Below are 18,234 nucleotides of genomic sequence, written 5' to 3'. Positions count from 1 at the left end.
TGGTACGACAGGTCCACGTCATCTGCCGGCACGCGGACCCTTGGTCTGCGACTTCTTCCCGGACTTCTTGGTGGGCGTGGGCGACGGCGAAGGCGACATGGACGGCGACGGCGAGGCGGACGGCGACGGCGACGGCGAGACGGACGGCGACGACGTGGCCGACGGCGAGACTGACGGCGTGGGCGAGGCCGACGGCGAGGGGGAAGGGGTGGCGCTGCTCGTTCCCGCCGGCACCGCCGGTGCCGCCGTCATCGGATCGTTGGGGTCCGGGTCCGCCGACTCGCCGACCTGGTACTGCGCCATCATGTCGTGGTCCTCGTGGACGAGGTTGTGGCAGTGCACCATGTACCGGCCCTTGTGGGGTCCGAACTTCATGAGCAGCCGGACGGTCTCCCCCTCGCCCACGTAGACGGTGTCCTTCGGCCCCTTCTCGTAGGCGAACGGAGCCCGGCCGTTGCGTCCGATGATCTTGAAGTCGATGAGGTGGATGTGCATGGGGTGGAACCACCCGCCCGAGGAGTTCTCGAACTCCCAGATCTCCGTGGCCCCCAGCTCGACCTCCGCCATCACCTTGCGGTAGTTGCTGGCGATCACGTCCGCCCACGTCTCCCCGTCGATCGTCCAGGTGCTGTCGTCGCGCTTCACCCGGAAGTGTCGTCTCCTCGTCGACTGGCTCTCCTGCAGATCCATCACCTCGCTGCCGACGAGAGCGGTGGGAATCCGGTTCCAGGTGGGGTCGGACGTGTCCACGGGCTCGTCCACGACGTCGAAGGCCATGATCTTGTTCGTGAAGTCGTAGTCGACGTTGTTGTCGTTGGACAGGTTCTGCAGTTCGATCCGCTGTCCCGTCCTGTACTTGCTGAAGTCGACCAGGAACTCGTAGCGCTCGGCGCCGGCGTGCCGGTACTCGCGAACAGGCTGGGCGGTGGGCATCAGCCCGCCGTCCGTGGCGACCATGACGAGCGGGTCCCCCGTGCTGAGCCTGGGCCGGAAGGACCGGGAGATGCAGCAGTTGAGGAAACGGAACCGGTAGACCCGCTTCTGCACCTTCATGACGGGCCAGGGCCTGCCGTTCACGAGGATGACGTCCCCCCACAGCCCCGACCGGCTGTTGTCGTCGTAGCCGAGGGCTCCGTTGGCGGCGAACATCGCGTCGGAGACGGTGAGTGCGACGTCGTACTTCCCCCGCGGCAGGAGCCGCTCCGAGTTGGCGTCGTGCATGTGGTACTGCCCCGCCAGCCCCGAATAGGCGTTGAGCGCGGTGTGGTGGACCCCGTGGTCGTGGTACCACAGGGTCCTGCCGCCTTGGAAGTTCGGGTACTTGTACGTCTTCTGGAACCCCGGGCGCGTGATGTCGCTGGCATAGCCGTCGTACTGGGGCAGCGACGCGGAACCGTGCAGGTGGGTGGACGTGTCCAGGCTGTGACCGTCCAGGGCGTGCTGGCGCGGCAGCTTGTTGACCACGGTCAGCTCGACCTTCGTGCCCTGGTAGACGTCGATCGTAGGGCCCGGGAAGATGCCGTTGTAGCCGAGAATGGGCGTCAGGAGACCCGCCTTCGGCAGGATCTGGGCCGAGGCGGCCTGCTCCGTGACCGTGTAGTACTCGATGGGCTTCCCGTCGACGGGATCGATCGTGGGCCGGCCGAGCGGGTCGTCAGCAGCGAGAACGGGCGCCTGGGCGAACTCGGTCCGGAACGGCCTGGGCATCAGGGAGTCGGCGAGCGCGCTCGCCGACTTGGCGTTGACCGCTGTCGTCGGCACGCCCAGAGCCGCCCCTGTGACTCCCAGCCCGCCCAGCAGCAGGACGTTTCTTCTCGAGACGGCCATGATGTTGCTCCCCCTTGGATCGGGACCGTTGCGCTCCGCGCGGTCCCGCGTTCTGGTCATGACATGTGGTGGAACGACCGGGTCGTTCCGTGCGGTCAGCGTCCTCTGCCGCCGCTGTGGTGTTCGGTACCCATCGAGAGGCGCACGTCGCCGGCTCCGGCGAGAGTCAGTTCGAGGGCTTTGTCGGGCACCTCGAAGACCAGCTCCGCCTGCACGGTCTCGTTCTGCGCGAGCGGAGCCTCGGACGGCGACGCCCAGACCACCTGCGACGTGCGGCCCCCGAGCCGTTCCACCACGTAGTCGTCGGCGTCGAAGTCCAGACCTTCGGACTCCATCGCGGTGAGCTCCAGCAGGACGATCACCAGGTGGGCGCCGCTCGGAACGTCTCCGCTGAGCTCCGCCGGCACGTCCCGTCCCTCCTGGGCGACGAACTGCGTGTACGGCATGACCCCGTTGAGACGCGCGAGCCCTCCGGGCACGGACCCGGAGGCTCCGAGCATGGTGCCCGGCTCCTTCTCCGCGGAGAGGGCACCGTGCGCCAGCACCAGAAGGACCGCCAGCAGGAACAGCGCCGGCGGCATCCAGCGGTGGCGTCCCCGCCGGGCCGGCGGGGTGTCGACGACGGCTGTTGATTCCTGAGTGGTCATGACCCCACGGTCGGCACGGAACCTTGGAGAAACGTTGCGGTGCGGACCGATCACCTCCGCACGTCGTCAGCTCGGGGGACAGTCGCCCCGTGTTCATGACGTTCCATGTCGCAGATCGGTGCCGGTGAAGGCTGCGGTCGGGCCCGTCCGGCCCTCGGGGCGGGCTGCTTCCAGGCGGTCGAGGCCCGGACTCCCGGGGGCCGGCGCCCTGTGCGCCGGTCGTTTCCTTTGGCACACCCCTCAGATGGGGGGTGCCCCACCCCCCATCCGGTGCTGTTGGCCGAGGGGGGCCGCCCGCCACAGTGGAGGCACTTCGGGGGGAGTGATCACGATGGATGTTTCTACTGTCGACGTTCGAACCGCAGCCGGTGCCACGGGGGCCAGGCTGTCGGTGCAGGTCATCGGTCCGTTGGTGGTCCGGTGCGGGAGCCGGACCCTGACGTCCAAGGAGCTGGGGGGTCCCCGGCAGCGGCGGATCCTCGAGATCCTCCTCCTGCACCTGGGGACACGGGTGTCGAAGCAACGACTCGTCGATCTGCTGTGGGGGGACGACGCACCCGCGGCGGCTTCCGCGAACCTGGAGAGCTACGTCAGCGTTCTGCGCCGGCACCTCCAGCCCGGGCAGGGCAGGAACGGTCCGCTGAGGACCACGAACGGCGGCTACGTCATCGACGCCGCCCTGGTGGATCTGGACCTGCCCCGCTTCGAGCGACTGCTGGAGACTGCGATGCGCTCCTCCGCCCGCGAGGCGGATCTGCTGCTGCACCGAGCGCTGGGCATGGCCTCGGGCTCCCTGCTGGAGGACGAGCAGGACTGCGAGTGGATCGAGTCCCAGCGCAGCGCCTTCGCGGCTCGAGTGACCGAGGCCCGTGTACTGCTGGCCGAGGCAGACCTCGAGCTGGGCCGCTGCGAGGAAGCCGTGGCCCAGGCACGGAAGGTGGTCGCGGCCGACCCGTTGAACGAACGAGCCTGGACCGTGCTCGTGCTCGGGCTCGAAGGGGCTGGGCGCTCGGTCGAGGGCCTGCAGGCCTACGAGCAGTGCCGGTGGACCCTGGACCAGGAGCTGGGATGCGCTCCGTCCGGGGTGCTGCAGTTGGCCTACACCCGCATGCTGCAGGCCACGGCCGCGACCGGCGACGAGCTGGGCCAGGCCCTGACGGCCCTGCTGGTGCTCCACAGCCGGGCCGGCGACCCCGACTGGGTCCCTGGCGCCCGCGTCCCGCTCGCCCGGCAGGAGGCGGTCTCGGTGCTCCAGGCCTTCCTGGGCCGCAGCCTGAGCACGGCCGCATAGGGGGTGGAGGCATGAGCTGGTGCAGCCGACGGCGTTCACGAACCGAATGTCCCCTTGTCAACCCCCAAACAGATGACACCCGCCCGCTTGGTGTCCATGATTTGCAATCGGCATACTACCCACACGTAGTACAGGGGTTGCCGGGGGGCTGGTCCGAGATGGACGCTGACATTGCGGAGGGGCGCGCGGCGCGCACCTCGATCCTGGTGGTGGACGACCACACCACGTTCGCGGAGCTGCTGACCGGCGCGCTGGGCCAGGAGCCGGACCTGTGCAGCGTCGGCGTGGCCGACGACGTCGAGTCGAGCGTCCGCCTGTGCGCGGCGCTGCGGCCCGATGTGGTGGTCATGGACTACCACCTCGCCGGCGGCAACGGGGTGACCGCCTCCGCCCGGATCCTCCGGGACCGGCCGGGGACACGGATCGTCATGCTCACCGGTGACCCCACCCAGCACGTGCTGGAGGCCGCCGCGAGCACCGGGATCTGCGCGTTCCTGCCGAAGGACGGCTCGCTCGCGACCCTGCTGGAGACCATCCGCAGCGCCCGCTGCGGCACGATGGCGGTCCACCCCTCACTGCTCGCGACCACGGATCCGGCCCGCCGGCCGGACCCCGGGGTGCCGGCGCTCACCCGGCGCGAGCTGCAGGTCCTGCGCCTGATGGCCGAGGGGCACAGCGTGGGCGCGAACGCACGACTGCTGAACATCACCCCGAACACCTGCCGCGGCTACGTGAAGACGATCCTCGTCAAGCTGGGGGCCCACTCCCAGCTGGAGGCGGTCGCCGTGGCCTCGAGGCTCGGCCTGCTGACGGTCCGGTCATGAGACGCCTGCTCTCGCACGTGGGCCGCGCCGACCCGGGGGCTGCGGTCGTCTTCGACGACTGGCCGCTGCCCCCGCCGGCCCCGCCGACCGACCGGTCCGAGGTGCGGGCCGCCGTTCGCAGGTTCCTGCTCACGGGACTCGTGGTGCTGCTCGTCGCCGCCGTGCCCACCACCTGGTGGATCCGGGCCGTCGCCGAGGAGCACGCCGTGCAGCACGTCCTGCGCGTCACCCAGCGGCTGGCCACCCACGCCGTGGCGCCCCTGATCACCGACGACCTGCTCGCGGGCGACGCGGCCGCCACGGCCCAGCTGGACGTGCGGATGCAGCCCTGGCTCGACGACGGGACCATCCACCGGATCAAGATCTGGGACGAGGAGGGCACGATCGTCTACTCCGACGAGCACGCCCTCGTGGGGCAGAACTACGGCCCGCCCCCGTGGGACGAGGACCTCGTGGCCCGGGGCGAGGGGGTCGCCACCATCGAGCACCAGCAGGCGGCGGAGAACTCCCACGAGTCCGGCGCGGGGCAGCTGGTCGAGGTCTACGTGGGGTTCGTCCCCGCCGGCGGCGAGCAGCTGGTCCTCGAGGCGTACTACGACGACTCGATCGTGCGGGACGAGCAGAGCTCGGTGCTCATGGGCATGGCGCCGGCGCTGCTGCTGACCCTGGCGCTGTTCCAGCTGGCGCAGCTCGCCCCGGCGGTGGGTCTGGCCCGCCGGATCCAGGACCACCGGACGGCCCGCGCACAGCTGCTCCAGCACGCCGTGGACGCCGCCGAGCTGGAGCGGGTGCGGGTCGCCCGGGACCTGCACGACGACGTGATCCAGGACCTGGCCGGCCTGTCCTACTCCCTGGAGGCCCAGGAGATGACGGCTGACGTCCCGGAGCAGCGCAGCGCGCTGGGCCGGTCCCGGACGATCCTGCAGGGCAGCCTCCACACCCTGCGCGGGATCACCACCGCCCTGTACTCCCCGGACCTGCTCACCCTGGGACTGCCGAAGGCCCTGGCCCGGCTCGCGGACCCGCTGGCCCAGCGGGGGATCGACACGTCCGTGCAGATCGGTCCCGCGGTGTTCCTCACCCCGGAGCAGGAGGGCATGTTCCTGAAGGTGGCGCGGGAGGCGTTCGCGAACATCTCCAAGCACGCCCACGCGTCCACGGTGAGCCTGCGGCTCGGCGTGGAGCACGGCGCCACGGTGCTGACGATCAGCGACGACGGCACCGGCTTCGACGGCTCCCGGGGCTCCCCCGAGGGCCATCTGGGCCTGCGGATCATGCGGGACATCGCCGACGCCGCGGGGGCCACGCTCGAGGTCCGGTCGCAGCGGGGCGTCGGGACCACGGTGCTGGTCACCCTGCCCCACGACGCGGTCACGACGCGGCTCTGAGCGGCCCGCCCGGGGGTCCGGCCGCCGGGGCGCGGGGCTACGCGGCGGTGCCCGCGGGCAGGTCGGCGGTCATGTCCTCGACGTAGCGGCGCACCTCGGTGCCGAAGAGCTCGATGCTGCGCCGCATCCGGGCGTGGTCCAGGGTGCCCACCGCGTACTTGAGGTCGAAGCGCGAGGCGCCGAGCGCCGCCGAGGACCGGACGATCTTGCGGGCGACCGTCTCCGGGGAGCCCACGAAGTAGGCGCCCTCCGGTCCGCACATCGCGTCGAACTCCGCGCGGGTCAGCGGGCCCCAGCCGCGCTCCCTGCCGATCCGGGCGTGCGTGTACGCCTGGTGCGGGAAGAACTCCTCGCGGGCCTGCTCGTCGGTCTCCGCGACGTAGCCCGGGGAGTGGAAGGCCACCGGCTGCGGCTCCTTCTCGAAGTGCTCGAGGGCCTGGCGGTAGTAGTCGGCGAAGGGCGCGAAGGCCGAGGGGCTGCCGCCGATGATCGCGAAGATGACGGGCAGCCCGTAGTGGGCGGCGCGGACCACCGAGTTGGGCGAGCCACCCACGGCGATCCACGTGCGCAGCGCGCCGGCCTCGGTCTTGGGGTAGACCTCCAAGCCCTGGATGGGCGCGCGCAGCCGGCCCTGCCAGTCGATCCGGCCCTCGGTGCGGAGCCGGTCGAACAGCTGCAGCTTCTCCTCGAACAGCGCCTCGTACTCGTCCAGCGGGTAGCCGAACAGCGGGAAGGACTCGGTGAAGGAGCCGCGGCCCAGGATGACGTCGGCGCGGCCGGAGGAGAGGGCGTCCACGGTGGCGAAGCGCTGGTAGACCCGCACCGGGTCGTCGGAGCTGAGCACGGTCACCGCGGAGCCCAGGCGGATCCGCTCCGTGACCGTGGCGATGCCGGCGAGCACCGTCTCGGGCGAGGAGACCGCGAAGTCCTCCCGGTGGTGCTCGCCGATGCCGAAGAAGTCCAGTCCCACCTGGTCGGCCAGCACCGCCTCGGCCACGACGTTGCGGATCACCTGAGCCCCGCCGAGCATCCGCCCGTCCGGCCCGGGGTAGAGGTCGCCGAAGGTGTTCAGGCCGAGCTGGATGGTCATGCGGGGCTCCTCGTCGCAGATTTTGTGGATACATCCATAAAAGTCGTCGGCGGGCCGGCTTATTCCGGTGCCACTGCGGCCGGGGTCCGGCTCAGCGGATGAGCCACTCCCAGGCGGTGTGCTTCTCGGGGCCGGGGACGCCGCTGACGATCCACGCGATGTCGTCCGTGGAGAGCGGGAACGGGGGCTCCCCCTCCTGGTCGGCGGGCTCCAGCTCGTCCACGTGCTCGAGGCTCCACAGCTCGGCGAACACCTGGGTGGGGCCGCGCCGGTCCACCAGCCGCTCGCGGACCTCCTCGGCGAGCTCGTCCAGGTGGTCCTGCAGGAACCCGGCGAGCTCCGCCGCGAACCCCTCCGCCCCCTCCTCCGCGGGGTCGATCTCCCACGTCTGCCGCACGACCGCTAGGACCTCGTCGTCGCCCAGGGGGGCGCCGTCCCGGCGGGGGTCGGGCGCCCCGGCCGGGACCGGCTCACCGGCGGCGACGGCCAGGAAGCGCTCCTGGAGGACGAACAGCGCGGCGACGGTCATCAGGTCGCGCACCCGCCGGCCGACGGCGTCGTCGTCGTCCGGCCCGGCGGCCGCGCCGTCGACACCCCCGCCGGCGAGGCCCTCCCAGGCGTGGCGCACCCAGGCGCGGACGCGGTCGGGCTCGCCCGAGCGGATCGAGGACGGGCGGATCGAGGACGGGCGCCACCCGGCCGTGGCCGCCCGCCACCGGTCGTCCAGGGCGGGGTCCCCCGGCACGACGGGCTCGGAGGGGCCGGGGCGGTCGGCGGGCGGGTGGCTGAACACGGTGCGGCTCCTGGGTCGGACGGACGTGGCGCGGGACGCGCGGTCCGGACCCAGCCTAGGACGTGTCCCGACAAGCCCCGGGCCCAGTCCGGAGCGGACGGGGCCCGGGGCCTCGGTGACAGGTCAGCGGCCGGTCAGCAACAGCGCGGCGTCACGGCTCGGGGTGCACCACCATGGCGGAGCCGCCGTAGCCGCGCTCGGTCTCGGCCGCCGCCTCGAAGCGGCCGTCGCCGAGGATCCGGATGGCGGAGGCGTTGCCGATCCAGCGGCGCGGGGGCGGGACCAGCTCGTGACCCAGATCGCTCAGCTGACGGCCGACCTCGGACTCGGCCAGGCCGAGGTCCACCTCCTCGGCCCCGTTGCGGGAGCTCAGCCGGGGCGCGGCCACGGCGTCGACGAGGTCGAGGTCCCGGTCGATGTGCCCGGTGAGGATCTGCGCCACCGTGGTGATGATCGTGGCGCCGCCGGGGGTGCCCACCGACATCCACGGCTCCCCGTCCCGGAGCACGATCGTGGGGCTCATCGACGAGCGGGGCCGCTTGCCCGGGCCGGGCAGGTTCGGGTCCGGCACGCCCTCGGTGACGGGCGCGAAGTTGAAGTCGGTCAGCTCGTTGTTGAGCAGGAACCCGTGGTCCGGGACCGTGATCCCGGAGCCGCCGGTCTGCTCGATGGTGAGGGTGTAGGAGACCACGTCGCCCCACCGGTCGGCCACGTTGAGGTGGGTGGTCGAGACGCCGCCGACGGGCTCGGGCTGACGGGCCCCGGCCGTCCCGCACGCGGCGTAGTCCCCGTCCGGCTCGCCGAAGGGGATGGGCCGCTCCTGGGCCGCGGCGGGGTCGAAGAGGCAGGCGCGCTCGTCGGCGAACTCCTGGCTGGTGAGCTCCTCGACGGGCACGCCCTGCACGTCCCCGATCCACCGGTTGCGGTCGGCGAAGGCGGTCCCCGTGGCCTCCGAGAAGCGGTGCAGGTACTGGGTCCCGGAGACTTCGCCGAGGGCCGTCCCGGTGCGCTCGTCGTAGGCCTCCAGGAGGTTCAGGGTCTCGGCCACCGTGATGCCGCCGGAGCTGGGCAGCCCCATGCCGTAGACCTCCAGGCCGCGGTACTCGGTGGAGACCGGGTCCTTGAGCAGGGCCTCGTAGGATCCCAGGTCCTCGAGGGTCATCTCCCCGGGGAGCACCTCCACGCCCTCGGCGGTGGCGGGCTCCCGGCTCGCGTCGACGACCGCCGCCCCGATCGACCCGTCGTAGAAGGCGCCGGTGCCCTCGTGCCGGATGGTGCGGTAGGTGCGGGCGAGGTCGGGGTTGCGGAACACGGTGCCGACCGCGGGCGCCTCGCCGTCGCGCAGGAACAGCTCCGCGGTCTCGGGGAACCTCCCGAAGCGCTCGGCGTTCTGGGCGGTCTGCTCCTGGAAGTTCTCGTCCACCACGAAGCCGCGGGCGGCGATCCGCTCCGCGGGCCGCAGCAGCCGGTGCAGGTCCATCGTGCCGAACTCCTCGGCCGCGGTCTCCCACGTGGCCAGGGTGCCGGGCACGCCCACGGACTTCCCGGAGCTGACCACGGTGGCGAAGTCGAGGGGCTCGCCGTCCTCGCCCAGGAACTCGTCCTCCGTGAACGTGGCCGGGGCCGTCTCGCGCCCGTCGATCGTGCGGACCTCGCCGGTCTCCGCGCTGTAGTGCACGAAGAACCCGCCGCCGCCGATGCCCGCGGAGTACGGCTCGGTGACGCCCAGGGCCGCGGCCGCGGCCACGGCGGCGTCAGCGGCGTTGCCGCCCCGCTCGAGCACGTCGATGCCGACCTGGCTCGCGAGCGGGTCCACGGAGGAGACCGCGCCGCCGCCGCCGGTCATGACGGGGACCTTGGGCAGCTCGGCGGTGACGGGCGAGCCCCGGCCCCCGTGCTGCCGGTCGTCGTGCGCAACGGCCGCGGAGCCGCCGAGAACGGTGCCGGAGACGCCGAGCGCTCCGGCCAGACCCAGTGCGAGGTACCTCAGGGATGCGCGCATGGGCTCAGCCTCGCACCGGCGCCTCGTTCCCACCAGGGGCGACGCCTACATTTCGACCGGTGGCGCCGGGGTGCCCAGGCCCGGCGAGGACGCGATCACCCTGCGCACCACCGTCTCGGCGTCCGTCGAGGGGTTCCCGAAGCGGTGCATCGTCACGGACACGGCCTGCTCCGCGAGCAGCGGGAGCATCTCCACACGGGAGGCGCCGACCACCGGCCCGGTGAGCAGCGCGACCTCGGGCCGCTCGGCGAGCGCCTCGGCCAGGCCCGGCGCGGTGCCCACCACCCGGATCCGTCCGGCCCCGCTCGGATCGGACCAGTCGGCGGCGACGCGGGCGAAGGCCTCGTCACCGCAGGGGTCCAGCACCGAGCGGAAGAGCTCCTGCACCTGCGCGGGGACCTCCCCCGCGGGGACGAGGACCACGCGGGCGCCGGAGCGCACCGCGGCGAGCCCCACCCGGATCACGTCCGTGAGCGGGGCGTCCTCGGCCGCGCGCACGACGACGTCGCGCGGGCGGTAGCGGAACAGGTTGGCCTCGGACTGCAGGCCGGTGGGGTCGTGGGCGCGGCCGAACTCCCGGTCCCACCACGCCTGGTCCTGCTCGGCGCAGGCGGTCAGCCAGGCGGCGTCCGGCTCGGGCACGAGGGGGCGGAGCTCCGCGAGGTGGCGGGCGACGGACGCGGAGAGCTCGGTGCCGGCCTGCTCGGCCGGGACCTCCCCGAAAGGGGCCTTCTGCCACGAGCCGAGCTGGACCAGGTAGTTCGGTCCTCCGGCCTTGGCGCCCAGGCCCACCGAGGACCGCTTCCAGCCGCCGAAGGGCTGGCGCTGGACGATCGCCCCGGTGATGCCGCGGTTGACGTAGAGGTTGCCCGCCGCGACGAGCTCCACCCACGTGCTGACCTCGTCGGGGTCCAGGGAGTGCAGCCCGGCGGTCAGCCCGTACTCGACCGCGTTCTGCAGCTCGATCGCCTCCTGCAGGTCCGCGGCCTCCATCAGCCCCAGGACGGGGCCGAAGCACTCGGTGCGGTGGAAGAAGGAGCCGGGGGCCACCCCCGTTCTGATCCCGGGCCGCCACAGCCGCCCGGTGTCGTCGAGCTGCCGCGGCTCGAGCAGCCACTGCTCCCCCGGGTCGAGGCGGGTCAGGGCGCGGTGCAGCTTCTCGCCGGGCTCGGCGATCACCGGGCCCACCGAGGCCTGCAGGTTCTGCGGCCAGTCCACGACCATCGAGGACGCGGCGTCCAGCAGCTGCCGGCGGAACCGCTCGGACCGCGCCACGCTGCCCACGAGGATCCCGAGGGAGGCCGCCGAGCACTTCTGCCCGGCGTGGCCGAACGCGCTGGTCACGAGGTCCCACACGGCCCGGTCCCGGTCCGCGCTGGGCGTGACGACCAGGGCGTTCTTGCCCGAGGTCTCCGCGGTCATCGGCCGCCCCGCCCGCCAGGACTGGAAGAGCCGTGCCGTCTCGTAGGCGCCGGTGAGGACGATGCGGTCCACCCCGGGGTGGGAGACGAGGGCCTGCCCCACCTCCCCCTCCACGGAGTCGACGAGCTGGAGCACGTCCCGCGGCACGCCGGTCTCCCACAGCGCCTCGACCACGGCGGCCGAGCAGCGCCGTGCCTCCGGGGCGGGCTTGTGCAGCACGGCGGCGCCGGCGGCCAGGGCCGCGACCGTGGAGCCGGTGGGGATCGCCAGCGGGAAGTTCCACGGCGGGGTGACCAGCACGAGCCGGTCCGGGACGAACCGGGCGCCGTCCACGGTCTCGAGCTCGAGGGCGCGGCGGGCGTACCAGCGGCAGAAGTCGATCGCCTCCGAGACCTCCGGGTCCGACTGGCCCAGGGTCTTGCCCGCCTCCGCGCCGGCCACCGCCAGCAGGTGCCCGCGGCGGGCGGCCAGGACGTCGGCCGCCCGGTTGAGGATCTCCGCCCGCTCGCGGGCGCCGCGGCCGTGCCATCCCTCGGCGGCGTCCCGTCCCGTGCGCACGAGCCGCTCGACGTCCTGCGCGCCGACGGGGTCGGGCACGGCCAGGGCCTCGTACCAGGACCGGTCCGGAATCCGGGCCGCGATCCCGTCCGCCCACGCCTGGTTCGCGGGGACCGAGACGTCGGTGTCCGGCTCGTTGCGGAAGGGCTCCTCCAGCGGCAGGTGCGCGGACCCGGCGCCGGGCGCGGTGCGGTCCTGGGCGCGGGCGGGGGCCGGGGCGGTGTCCTGCCGCGGGTCCAGCGCCTCGAGGGCGGCCCGGAAGCGCTGCTCCTCCCGCGCGAAGACCTCGTTGTCCGGGGCCAGCTCGAAGATCCCGGACATGAAGTTCTCGTGCGAGGCGTTCTCCTCGAGCCGGCGCACGAGGTAGGACACGGCCACGTCGAACTCGGCCGGGCGCACGGCGGGCACGTAGAGCAGCAGCTGCCCGACGTCGGCGCTCACGGCCCTCGCCTGCTCGACCGCCATGCCCTGGAGCATCTCGAACTCGATCCGCTCCGTCACGCCGCGGCGCTCGGCGAGCAGGTGGGCGAAGGCGATGTCGAAGAGGTTGTGCCCGGCCACCCCCAGCCGCAGCCCCGTCATCCGGCCGGGCACGAACAGCCAGTCGAGGACCCGCTTGTAGTTGGTGTCGGTCTCCTGCTTGCTGCTCCACGTGGCCAGGGGCCAGCCGTGGAGCTCGGCGTCCACGCGCTCCATGGGGAGGTTCGCGCCCTTCACGAGCCGCACCTTGATCCCCGCGCCCCCGGCCTCGACCCGCGCGGCGGACCACACCGAGAGCCGCCGCACCACCGCGAGCGCGTCCGGCAGGTAGGCCTGGACCACGATCCCCGCCTCGAGACCCCGCAGCTCCGGGTGCTCCAGGAGACGGGTGAACACCTCGGTGGTCAGGTGCAGGTCGGAGTAGACCTCCATGTCGAGGTTGATGAACTTGCTCCCGGCCGGGGCCTGGGCGGCGGCCCGGTAGACGGGCAGCAGCCGCTCGACGACCTTCGCCACGGTCCCCTCGAAGCCCCAGTGGGAGAGCTGCGGGACCACGGAGGAGACCTTGACGGACACGTAGTCGACGTCGTCCCGGTCCAGCAGCGCCGCGGCGTCGGCGAGGTGCTTGTCCGCCTCCTCCACGCCGAGGACCTCCTCGCCCAGCAGGTTGATGTTGAGCCGGTGGCCCTGGGCCGTCAGCTTCTTCACGGCCTGCCCGAACGGCCGGGGGCGGGCGTCGACGATCATGTGGCCCACGAGCTGGCGGAGCCGGGTGCGGGCGGCGGGGACGACCACCTGCGGCGCCGAGGCCGAGAGCGCGGCCCCGAGCCGGATCTGGGCGCGGTCCGCCGCGGACATGGTGCGGGGCACGATCTCGGCGAGCGCGTGCAGGGCGCGCCCGGCGGCCCGCACGTCCTCGGTGCGCACCACCCGGTCCACGAAGCCGACGGTGAACTCGAGCCCGTGCGGGTCCTGGAGGACGGTGGCGAGCCGGTCGGCGGCGCCGTCGCGGTGCCGGCGGCCCTCGGCGGCGCGCACGAGCCACTCGCGGACCAGGGCGACGGCCTCGTCGGCCAGGGCGCGGGAGTCGGGGACGGACGGGGCGTCGGCGGTCATGGCGGCACTCTCCTGGAGGCTCCGCCCGGCAGCGGTGCCGAGGCACTCCCCCGGCCGCCGGCCGCGTCCACCGGGCGTCACGGTGGCCGGTGAGTCCACGCTACGGCCGGAGCGGCCGGGGCGGAAGAGCCCTAACCGCCCGCCTGCCGCAGGATGTCCGTGGCGAGCCGGCCCAGGACGGCCTTGTGCGGGGCGAGCATGGCGTACCAGTAGGCCCGGCCGGCCGGGCCCGCGGGGCGGAACACCGTGGTCTGGCGGTAGACGAGAGTGCCGTCGGGTCCCGGTTCCAGGCAGATGTCCAGCCAGGCGTCCCCCGGCATCCGCACGACGGACCGCAGCCGCAGCCGCCGCGGCGGCTCGAGGGCCTCGACCGTCCACCAGTCCAGGCGCTCCCCGGCCGCCAGGCGGTCCGGGTGCTCGCGGTGGCGCAGCCGCCCGGGCGGGAGGTTCAGCCGGTTGGCCGTGGCGCGGGCGGCCCAGAGGCGGTCGGTGCTGTACCAGCCGCGCTCGCCGCCGATGCCCTCGACGACCGCCCAGACCGCGTCCCGGTCCGCCGTGGTGGTGCGCTCCACGGTGTCGACGTAGAAACCCCGCGTCTGTGCCATGCCCCTATCCAAGCACGCGCTCCGGGCCCGGACGAGAGGCCGGGCCCGCGGGTCTCAGGCCGGGCGGATCCCGAACCGTGCGAGGTGCTCCAGCAGGCCGTCGGTGGCCTCGAGCCCCGGCAGCTCCTCCGGGGCCACCCAGCGCACGGCGTCGGCGTCGTCGCCGGGGCGCAGCACACCGCCGAGGTAGGTCGCGGCGACGTCGTGCACCTCGTACACGAGATCCGGTCCCCCGGGGACGTGCACCACCCCCAGCTCGCGCTCCGCGCGGACCCGGGCGCCGGTCTCCTCGAAGGCCTCCCGGACGGCGGCCTCGGCCACGGTCTCGCCCGGCTCCAGCTTCCCGCCCGGCACGCTCCAGCGCCCGCGCTGGGGCTCCCGGGCCCGGCGGACCAGCAGCAGCCGGCCGTCCTCCCCGACGACCACCGCCGCGGCGGCCCGGACGATGCGCATGCCCCGAGCCTACCGACGGCCCGGGCCGGGCGGCCCCGGGCGGGGCCCGGACCGGACTGCCCCGGGCCCGGTGCGGGTCCGGACTGCCCCGGCGGGGGCGCGAGTAGAGTGCGAGTGCCGCCCGGCACACCGCCGATCCACCGGAAGGGCCACCCGTGACCGACTCCGTCCTGTCCCGCCTGCACGACCCCGCCCGGAAGGGCTTCGCCAGCGACAACCACGCGGGCGTCCACCCCGAGGTGCTCCAGGCCCTGGCGACCGCCAACGGCGGGCACGTGGGGGCCTACGGCGCGGACCCCTACACCGAGGCGCTGCAGGACGTGGTCCGCCGGCACTTCGGCGAGCAGGCGGAGTGCTATCCCCTGTTCAACGGCACGGGGGCGAACGTCGTGGCGCTCGCGGCGATGACCGACCGCTGGGACGCCGCGATCTGCACCGCCACGGCCCACGCGCACGTGGACGAGTGCGGCGCCCCCGAGAAGGTCGCGGGCGTGAAGATGCTGGCGGTGCCCACCCCGGACGGGAAGCTCACCCCGGAGCTGATCGACCGGGAGGCGCACGGCTTCGGCTTCGAGCACCACGCCCAGCCCCGCGTCGTCACCGTCACCCAGTCCACCGAGCTCGGCACGGTCTACACGCCCGAGGAGCTGCGGGCGGTCTGCGAGCACGCGCACGGCCTGGGCCTGACGGTCCACCTGGACGGCGCCCGCCTCGCCAACGCCGCCGCGGCCCTGGACGTCCCGCTGCGGGCGCTGACCACCGACGCGGGCGTGGACGTGGTCTCGTGGGGCGGGACCAAGAACGGTCTGATGGGCGCGGAGGCCGTCGTGGTGCTCACCCCGGACGCCGTGCGCCAGCCCCGGTTCGTGCGCAAGCTCTCGACCCAGCTGGCCTCGAAGATGCGCTTCGTGTCCGCGCAGCTGCTGGCCCTGCACACGGGGGACCTGTGGCTCGAGGCGGCCCGCCGCGCCAATGCGATGGCCGGGCGGCTGGCGGCCGGGATCGCGGAGGTCCCCGGCGCCCGGGTGACGCAGACCCCCCAGGCCAACGCGGTCTTCGCGGTGCTCCCGGCCGGGAGCACCGCCCGGCTGCAGGAGCGCTGGCCGTTCTACGTGTGGGACCCGGCCGTCGGCGAGGTCCGCCTGATGTGCTCGTGGGACACCACCGAGGAGGACGTGGACGGGTTCGTGGCGGCGCTGCGGGAGGACCTGGTCGCCGCCGCCCGCTGACCGGGCGCCGCTCGCGCGACCGCGGGGTGCCGCCGCCCGGGCTCCTGGGAAACGGCGCAGGTCCCGCGGCACGGGCCCGGCGCGTCAGGCGATCCCGGTGATGATGTCGTCCACGACCCGCTCCGCCCACCGGTCGACCCGCTCGGGACTCTGCCCGCGCAGGGGGCCGTGGACCACGAGCTCCGCGAAGCCGTGCACGGCGCTCCAGCAGGCCCACTCCGCGCCGTCCCGCCGCTCGCGCGAGAGCACGCCTGCCTCGACCATGCCGTCCAGCTCCTCCACCAGCAGCGCGAACGGCGGCGGCAGGCGGTCGTGGGGGTCGTGGAGCACGTCGCCCGGCCCGCCGCCCGGTCCGAAGAAGGCCGTCGCGAACCACCCCGGCTCGGCCACGGCGAAGGCGATGTAGCCGAGCCCCACCCCGCGGAGCCGGAGCCGCGCCCGGTCCTGCGGATCGAGGTCCCCCGCCACGGGCATCCGCGCCCGCATCCGCTCGGCCATCCGGTCCTGGATCTCGTGCGCGACCGCCGCCAGGAGGGCCTGCCGGTCGGCGAAGTGCCGGTACGCGGCGTTCGGCGAGACGCCCGCCTGACGGGTGACGTCACGCAGCCCCAGGGCCGCCGCACCGCGGGCCCGCGTCGCGGCGAGGCCGGCGTCGACCAGGGCTCTGCGGAGATCACCGTGGTGGTAGGAATCCCGTGTGCGCGGCACCCTTGACCTCTCTTTCCATCGATGTGTACGGTGTACACACTCTACTGGTCCACGGTGCCGTGGGACGACGGCGCACCCTCTGGGCACGGACGGAGGAGTCACGGCATGCGGACCCTGGTCATCACCGAGAACGTCACTCTCGACGGCGCGATCGAGATGCTCGACGCGCGGTCGTTCGGGTCCGGGGTCGACTGCGCCGCCCACCAGCCGGCCTGAGGCCGGACCGAGGAGGATCTGCCATGACCAGCACAGGACGGCCCCGTGTCGTCGACCAGGAGACCTGGCAGCGGGAGCTCGACGCGCTGCGCGTCCGGGAGAAGGCCGCCACCCGGGAGCTGGACGCGATCGCGGCGCAGCGCCGCCGGCTGCCCATGGTGGAGCTGCCGGACTACACGCTGGAGGGCGAGGACGGGCCGGTCCGTCTCGTCGACGTCTTCGCCGGGAGGCGGCAGCTCATCACCTACCACCACATGTGGTTCCCCGGCGAGACCTGGCAGTGCGGAGGGTGCACGAGCTTCACCTCGCAGTTCACCCGCCTGGACTTCCTCGACCACTACGACGCCCGGTTCGTGGTCGTCACCCAGGGCCCGATCGACGAGGCCCTCGCCTACCGCCGCCGCGTCGGCAACCGCATGACCTGGTACTCGACCGCCGGCAGCCCGTTCGGCGCCGACGTCGGAGCTCCTCCGAGCGGCGGCTTCGCCCTGAACGTGTTCTTCCGGGACGGGGACACCGTCCACCGCACCTGGCACAGCAGCGGCCGCGGTGTCGAACAGATCAGCCACACCTTCCCGCTCATCGACCTGCTGCCCTGGGGGCGCCAGGAGGAGTGGCAGGACTCCCCCGAAGGCTGGCCGCAGTCGCCCACCTTCAACGGATGGCTCGGCTCCGAGGAGGTCGCCGCCCTCTACGGCGAGGAACCCGTGAACCGCCCTGCCGCCCCCGCCGACTGACCACTGGGTCACACCGGGGTGACGTAGGCCCCGGCGATCCCCCCGTCCACCAGGAACGTGGCGGCGTTGACGAACGAGGCGTCGTCGCTGGCCAGGAACGCGACCGCCGCGGCGATCTCCTCCGGCTCCGCGAACCGCCCGGCCGGCACGTGCACGAGCCGGCGCTGGGCCTGCTCGGGGTCCGCGGCGAACAGCTCCTGCAGCAGCGGCGTGTTGACCGGGCCCGGGCACAGCGCGTTGACCCGGATCCCCTCCCGGGCGAACTGCACGCCCAGCTCCCGGCTCATCGAGAGCACGCCGCCCTTCGAGGCGCTGTAGGAGATCTGCGAGGTGGCCGCGCCCATGACGGCCACGAAGGACGCGGTGTTGATGATCGAGCCCCTCCCCTGCTCGCGCATGTACGGGATGGCGTGCTTGCAGCAGTGGAAGACGCTGGTGAGGTTGACCTCCTGCACCCTGCGCCACGCGTCGATCCCGGTGTCCAGGATGGAGCCGTCGTCGGTCGGGTTGATCCCGGCGTTGTTGAAGGCGACGTCCACCGACCCGTAGGCCTCGTAGGTCGCCGCGTAGAGCGCGATCACGTCGGCCTCGTCCGCCACGTCGGTGCGCACGAACAGCCCCCCGACCTCCTCGGCGGCCGCCTCCCCGGCCGCGGGGTTCAGGTCCGCGACGACGACGTGCGCGCCCTCGGCGGCGAGGCGGCGGGCCGCGGCGAGACCGATGCCGCTGGCCCCTCCCGTGATGACGGCGCTGCGGCCGACCAGACGGCGGGCGTTGACCTCCATGGGTCCTCCTTCGGTGGTGGGGGTTCGGTGGTGGGGGTTCGGTGGTGGGGGTTCCCCCGGGAC

Annotated in this window: 15 protein-coding genes; 5 read left to right on the top strand and 10 right to left on the bottom strand. The window is 73.4% G+C overall.

From position 1 onward, the window contains the following. Window positions 1-18: 18 nt before the first annotated feature. Both CRM73_RS04170 and CRM73_RS04165 read right to left on the bottom strand, forming a co-directional pair. On the bottom strand, window positions 19-1,887 hold the full coding sequence (locus CRM73_RS04170) for a multicopper oxidase family protein (protein ID WP_229586918.1): 1,869 nt from the start codon (window positions 1,885-1,887) through the stop codon (window positions 19-21). Window positions 1,888-1,922: 35 nt separating this feature from the next. Continuing rightward, window positions 1,923-2,474 carry a hypothetical protein gene (locus CRM73_RS04165; protein WP_229586916.1) on the bottom strand — a complete coding sequence of 184 codons (552 nt, stop codon included), beginning with the start codon at window positions 2,472-2,474 and terminating at the stop codon, window positions 1,923-1,925. 331 nt (window positions 2,475-2,805) lie between these two features. On the opposite strand from CRM73_RS04165, the gene CRM73_RS04160 reads away from it, so the two are divergent. The 3 genes from CRM73_RS04160 (at window position 2,806) to CRM73_RS04150 (ending at window position 5,977) form a co-directional block, all read left to right on the top strand. Next, window positions 2,806-3,765, top strand: a complete 960-nt coding sequence (locus CRM73_RS04160; RefSeq protein WP_176475250.1) for a BTAD domain-containing putative transcriptional regulator — start codon at window positions 2,806-2,808, stop codon at window positions 3,763-3,765. Between the two features lie 158 nt (window positions 3,766-3,923). Continuing rightward, the gene (locus CRM73_RS04155; RefSeq protein ID WP_052132837.1) at window positions 3,924-4,589 is read left to right on the top strand and encodes a response regulator transcription factor; all 666 of its coding nucleotides are present in this window, start codon (window positions 3,924-3,926) and stop codon (window positions 4,587-4,589) included. Further along, a complete protein-coding gene (locus tag CRM73_RS04150; protein ID WP_229586914.1) occupies window positions 4,586-5,977 on the top strand; it encodes a sensor histidine kinase in 1,392 nt (463 codons plus the stop codon). Before CRM73_RS04155 ends, CRM73_RS04150 begins: the two co-directional genes overlap by 4 nt. A gap of 37 nt (window positions 5,978-6,014) precedes the next feature. Here the strand turns inward: CRM73_RS04150 and CRM73_RS04145 are convergent, their stop codons facing one another. The 6 genes from CRM73_RS04145 to CRM73_RS04120 form a co-directional block, all read right to left on the bottom strand. Next, window positions 6,015-7,067: an LLM class flavin-dependent oxidoreductase gene (locus CRM73_RS04145; protein ID WP_035925458.1), complete on the bottom strand. Its 1,053-nt coding sequence runs from the start codon at window positions 7,065-7,067 to the stop codon at window positions 6,015-6,017. Window positions 7,068-7,158: 91 nt separating this feature from the next. Then, window positions 7,159-7,860: a hypothetical protein gene (locus CRM73_RS04140; RefSeq protein WP_229586913.1), complete on the bottom strand. Its 702-nt coding sequence runs from the start codon at window positions 7,858-7,860 to the stop codon at window positions 7,159-7,161. 151 nt (window positions 7,861-8,011) lie between these two features. Next, complete coding sequence (gene ggt / locus CRM73_RS04135) at window positions 8,012-9,862, bottom strand: gamma-glutamyltransferase (protein ID WP_229586912.1); 1,851 nt, start codon at window positions 9,860-9,862, stop codon at window positions 8,012-8,014. Between the two features lie 45 nt (window positions 9,863-9,907). Then, a complete protein-coding gene (locus tag CRM73_RS04130) occupies window positions 9,908-13,438 on the bottom strand; it encodes a proline dehydrogenase family protein (RefSeq protein WP_229586911.1) in 3,531 nt (1,176 codons plus the stop codon). Between the two features lie 131 nt (window positions 13,439-13,569). Further along, on the bottom strand, window positions 13,570-14,043 hold the full coding sequence (locus tag CRM73_RS04125) for a DUF2867 domain-containing protein (protein ID WP_035925446.1): 474 nt from the start codon (window positions 14,041-14,043) through the stop codon (window positions 13,570-13,572). Window positions 14,044-14,097: 54 nt separating this feature from the next. Further along, entirely contained in the window at window positions 14,098-14,496 is a 399-nt protein-coding gene (locus CRM73_RS04120) for an NUDIX hydrolase (RefSeq protein ID WP_109243029.1), read from the bottom strand. 155 nt (window positions 14,497-14,651) lie between these two features. On the opposite strand from CRM73_RS04120, the gene CRM73_RS04115 reads away from it, so the two are divergent. Then, entirely contained in the window at window positions 14,652-15,725 is a 1,074-nt protein-coding gene (locus CRM73_RS04115) for a low specificity L-threonine aldolase (protein ID WP_095649879.1), read from the top strand. Window positions 15,726-15,809: 84 nt separating this feature from the next. Here the strand turns inward: CRM73_RS04115 and CRM73_RS04110 are convergent, their stop codons facing one another. After that, complete coding sequence (locus CRM73_RS04110; RefSeq protein ID WP_095649880.1) at window positions 15,810-16,433, bottom strand: TetR/AcrR family transcriptional regulator; 624 nt, start codon at window positions 16,431-16,433, stop codon at window positions 15,810-15,812. Window positions 16,434-16,672: 239 nt separating this feature from the next. Here CRM73_RS04110 and CRM73_RS04105 point away from each other — a divergent pair, with 239 nt between their 5' ends. Next, window positions 16,673-17,386 (top strand): DUF899 family protein, encoded by a 714-nt coding sequence (locus CRM73_RS04105; RefSeq protein ID WP_229586910.1) that lies wholly within the window; start codon window positions 16,673-16,675, stop codon window positions 17,384-17,386. 8 nt (window positions 17,387-17,394) lie between these two features. Here the strand turns inward: CRM73_RS04105 and CRM73_RS04100 are convergent, their stop codons facing one another. Further along, complete coding sequence (locus CRM73_RS04100; RefSeq protein ID WP_035925435.1) at window positions 17,395-18,171, bottom strand: 3-oxoacyl-ACP reductase; 777 nt, start codon at window positions 18,169-18,171, stop codon at window positions 17,395-17,397. Between the last annotated feature and the right edge of the window lie 63 nt (window positions 18,172-18,234).

The sequence above is a fragment of the Kocuria sp. CCUG 69068 genome, assembly GCF_020833785.1.
Taxonomy (GTDB): domain Bacteria; phylum Actinomycetota; class Actinomycetes; order Actinomycetales; family Micrococcaceae; genus Kocuria; species Kocuria rosea.
This window is presented reverse-complemented; position numbering and strand designations above follow the sequence as displayed.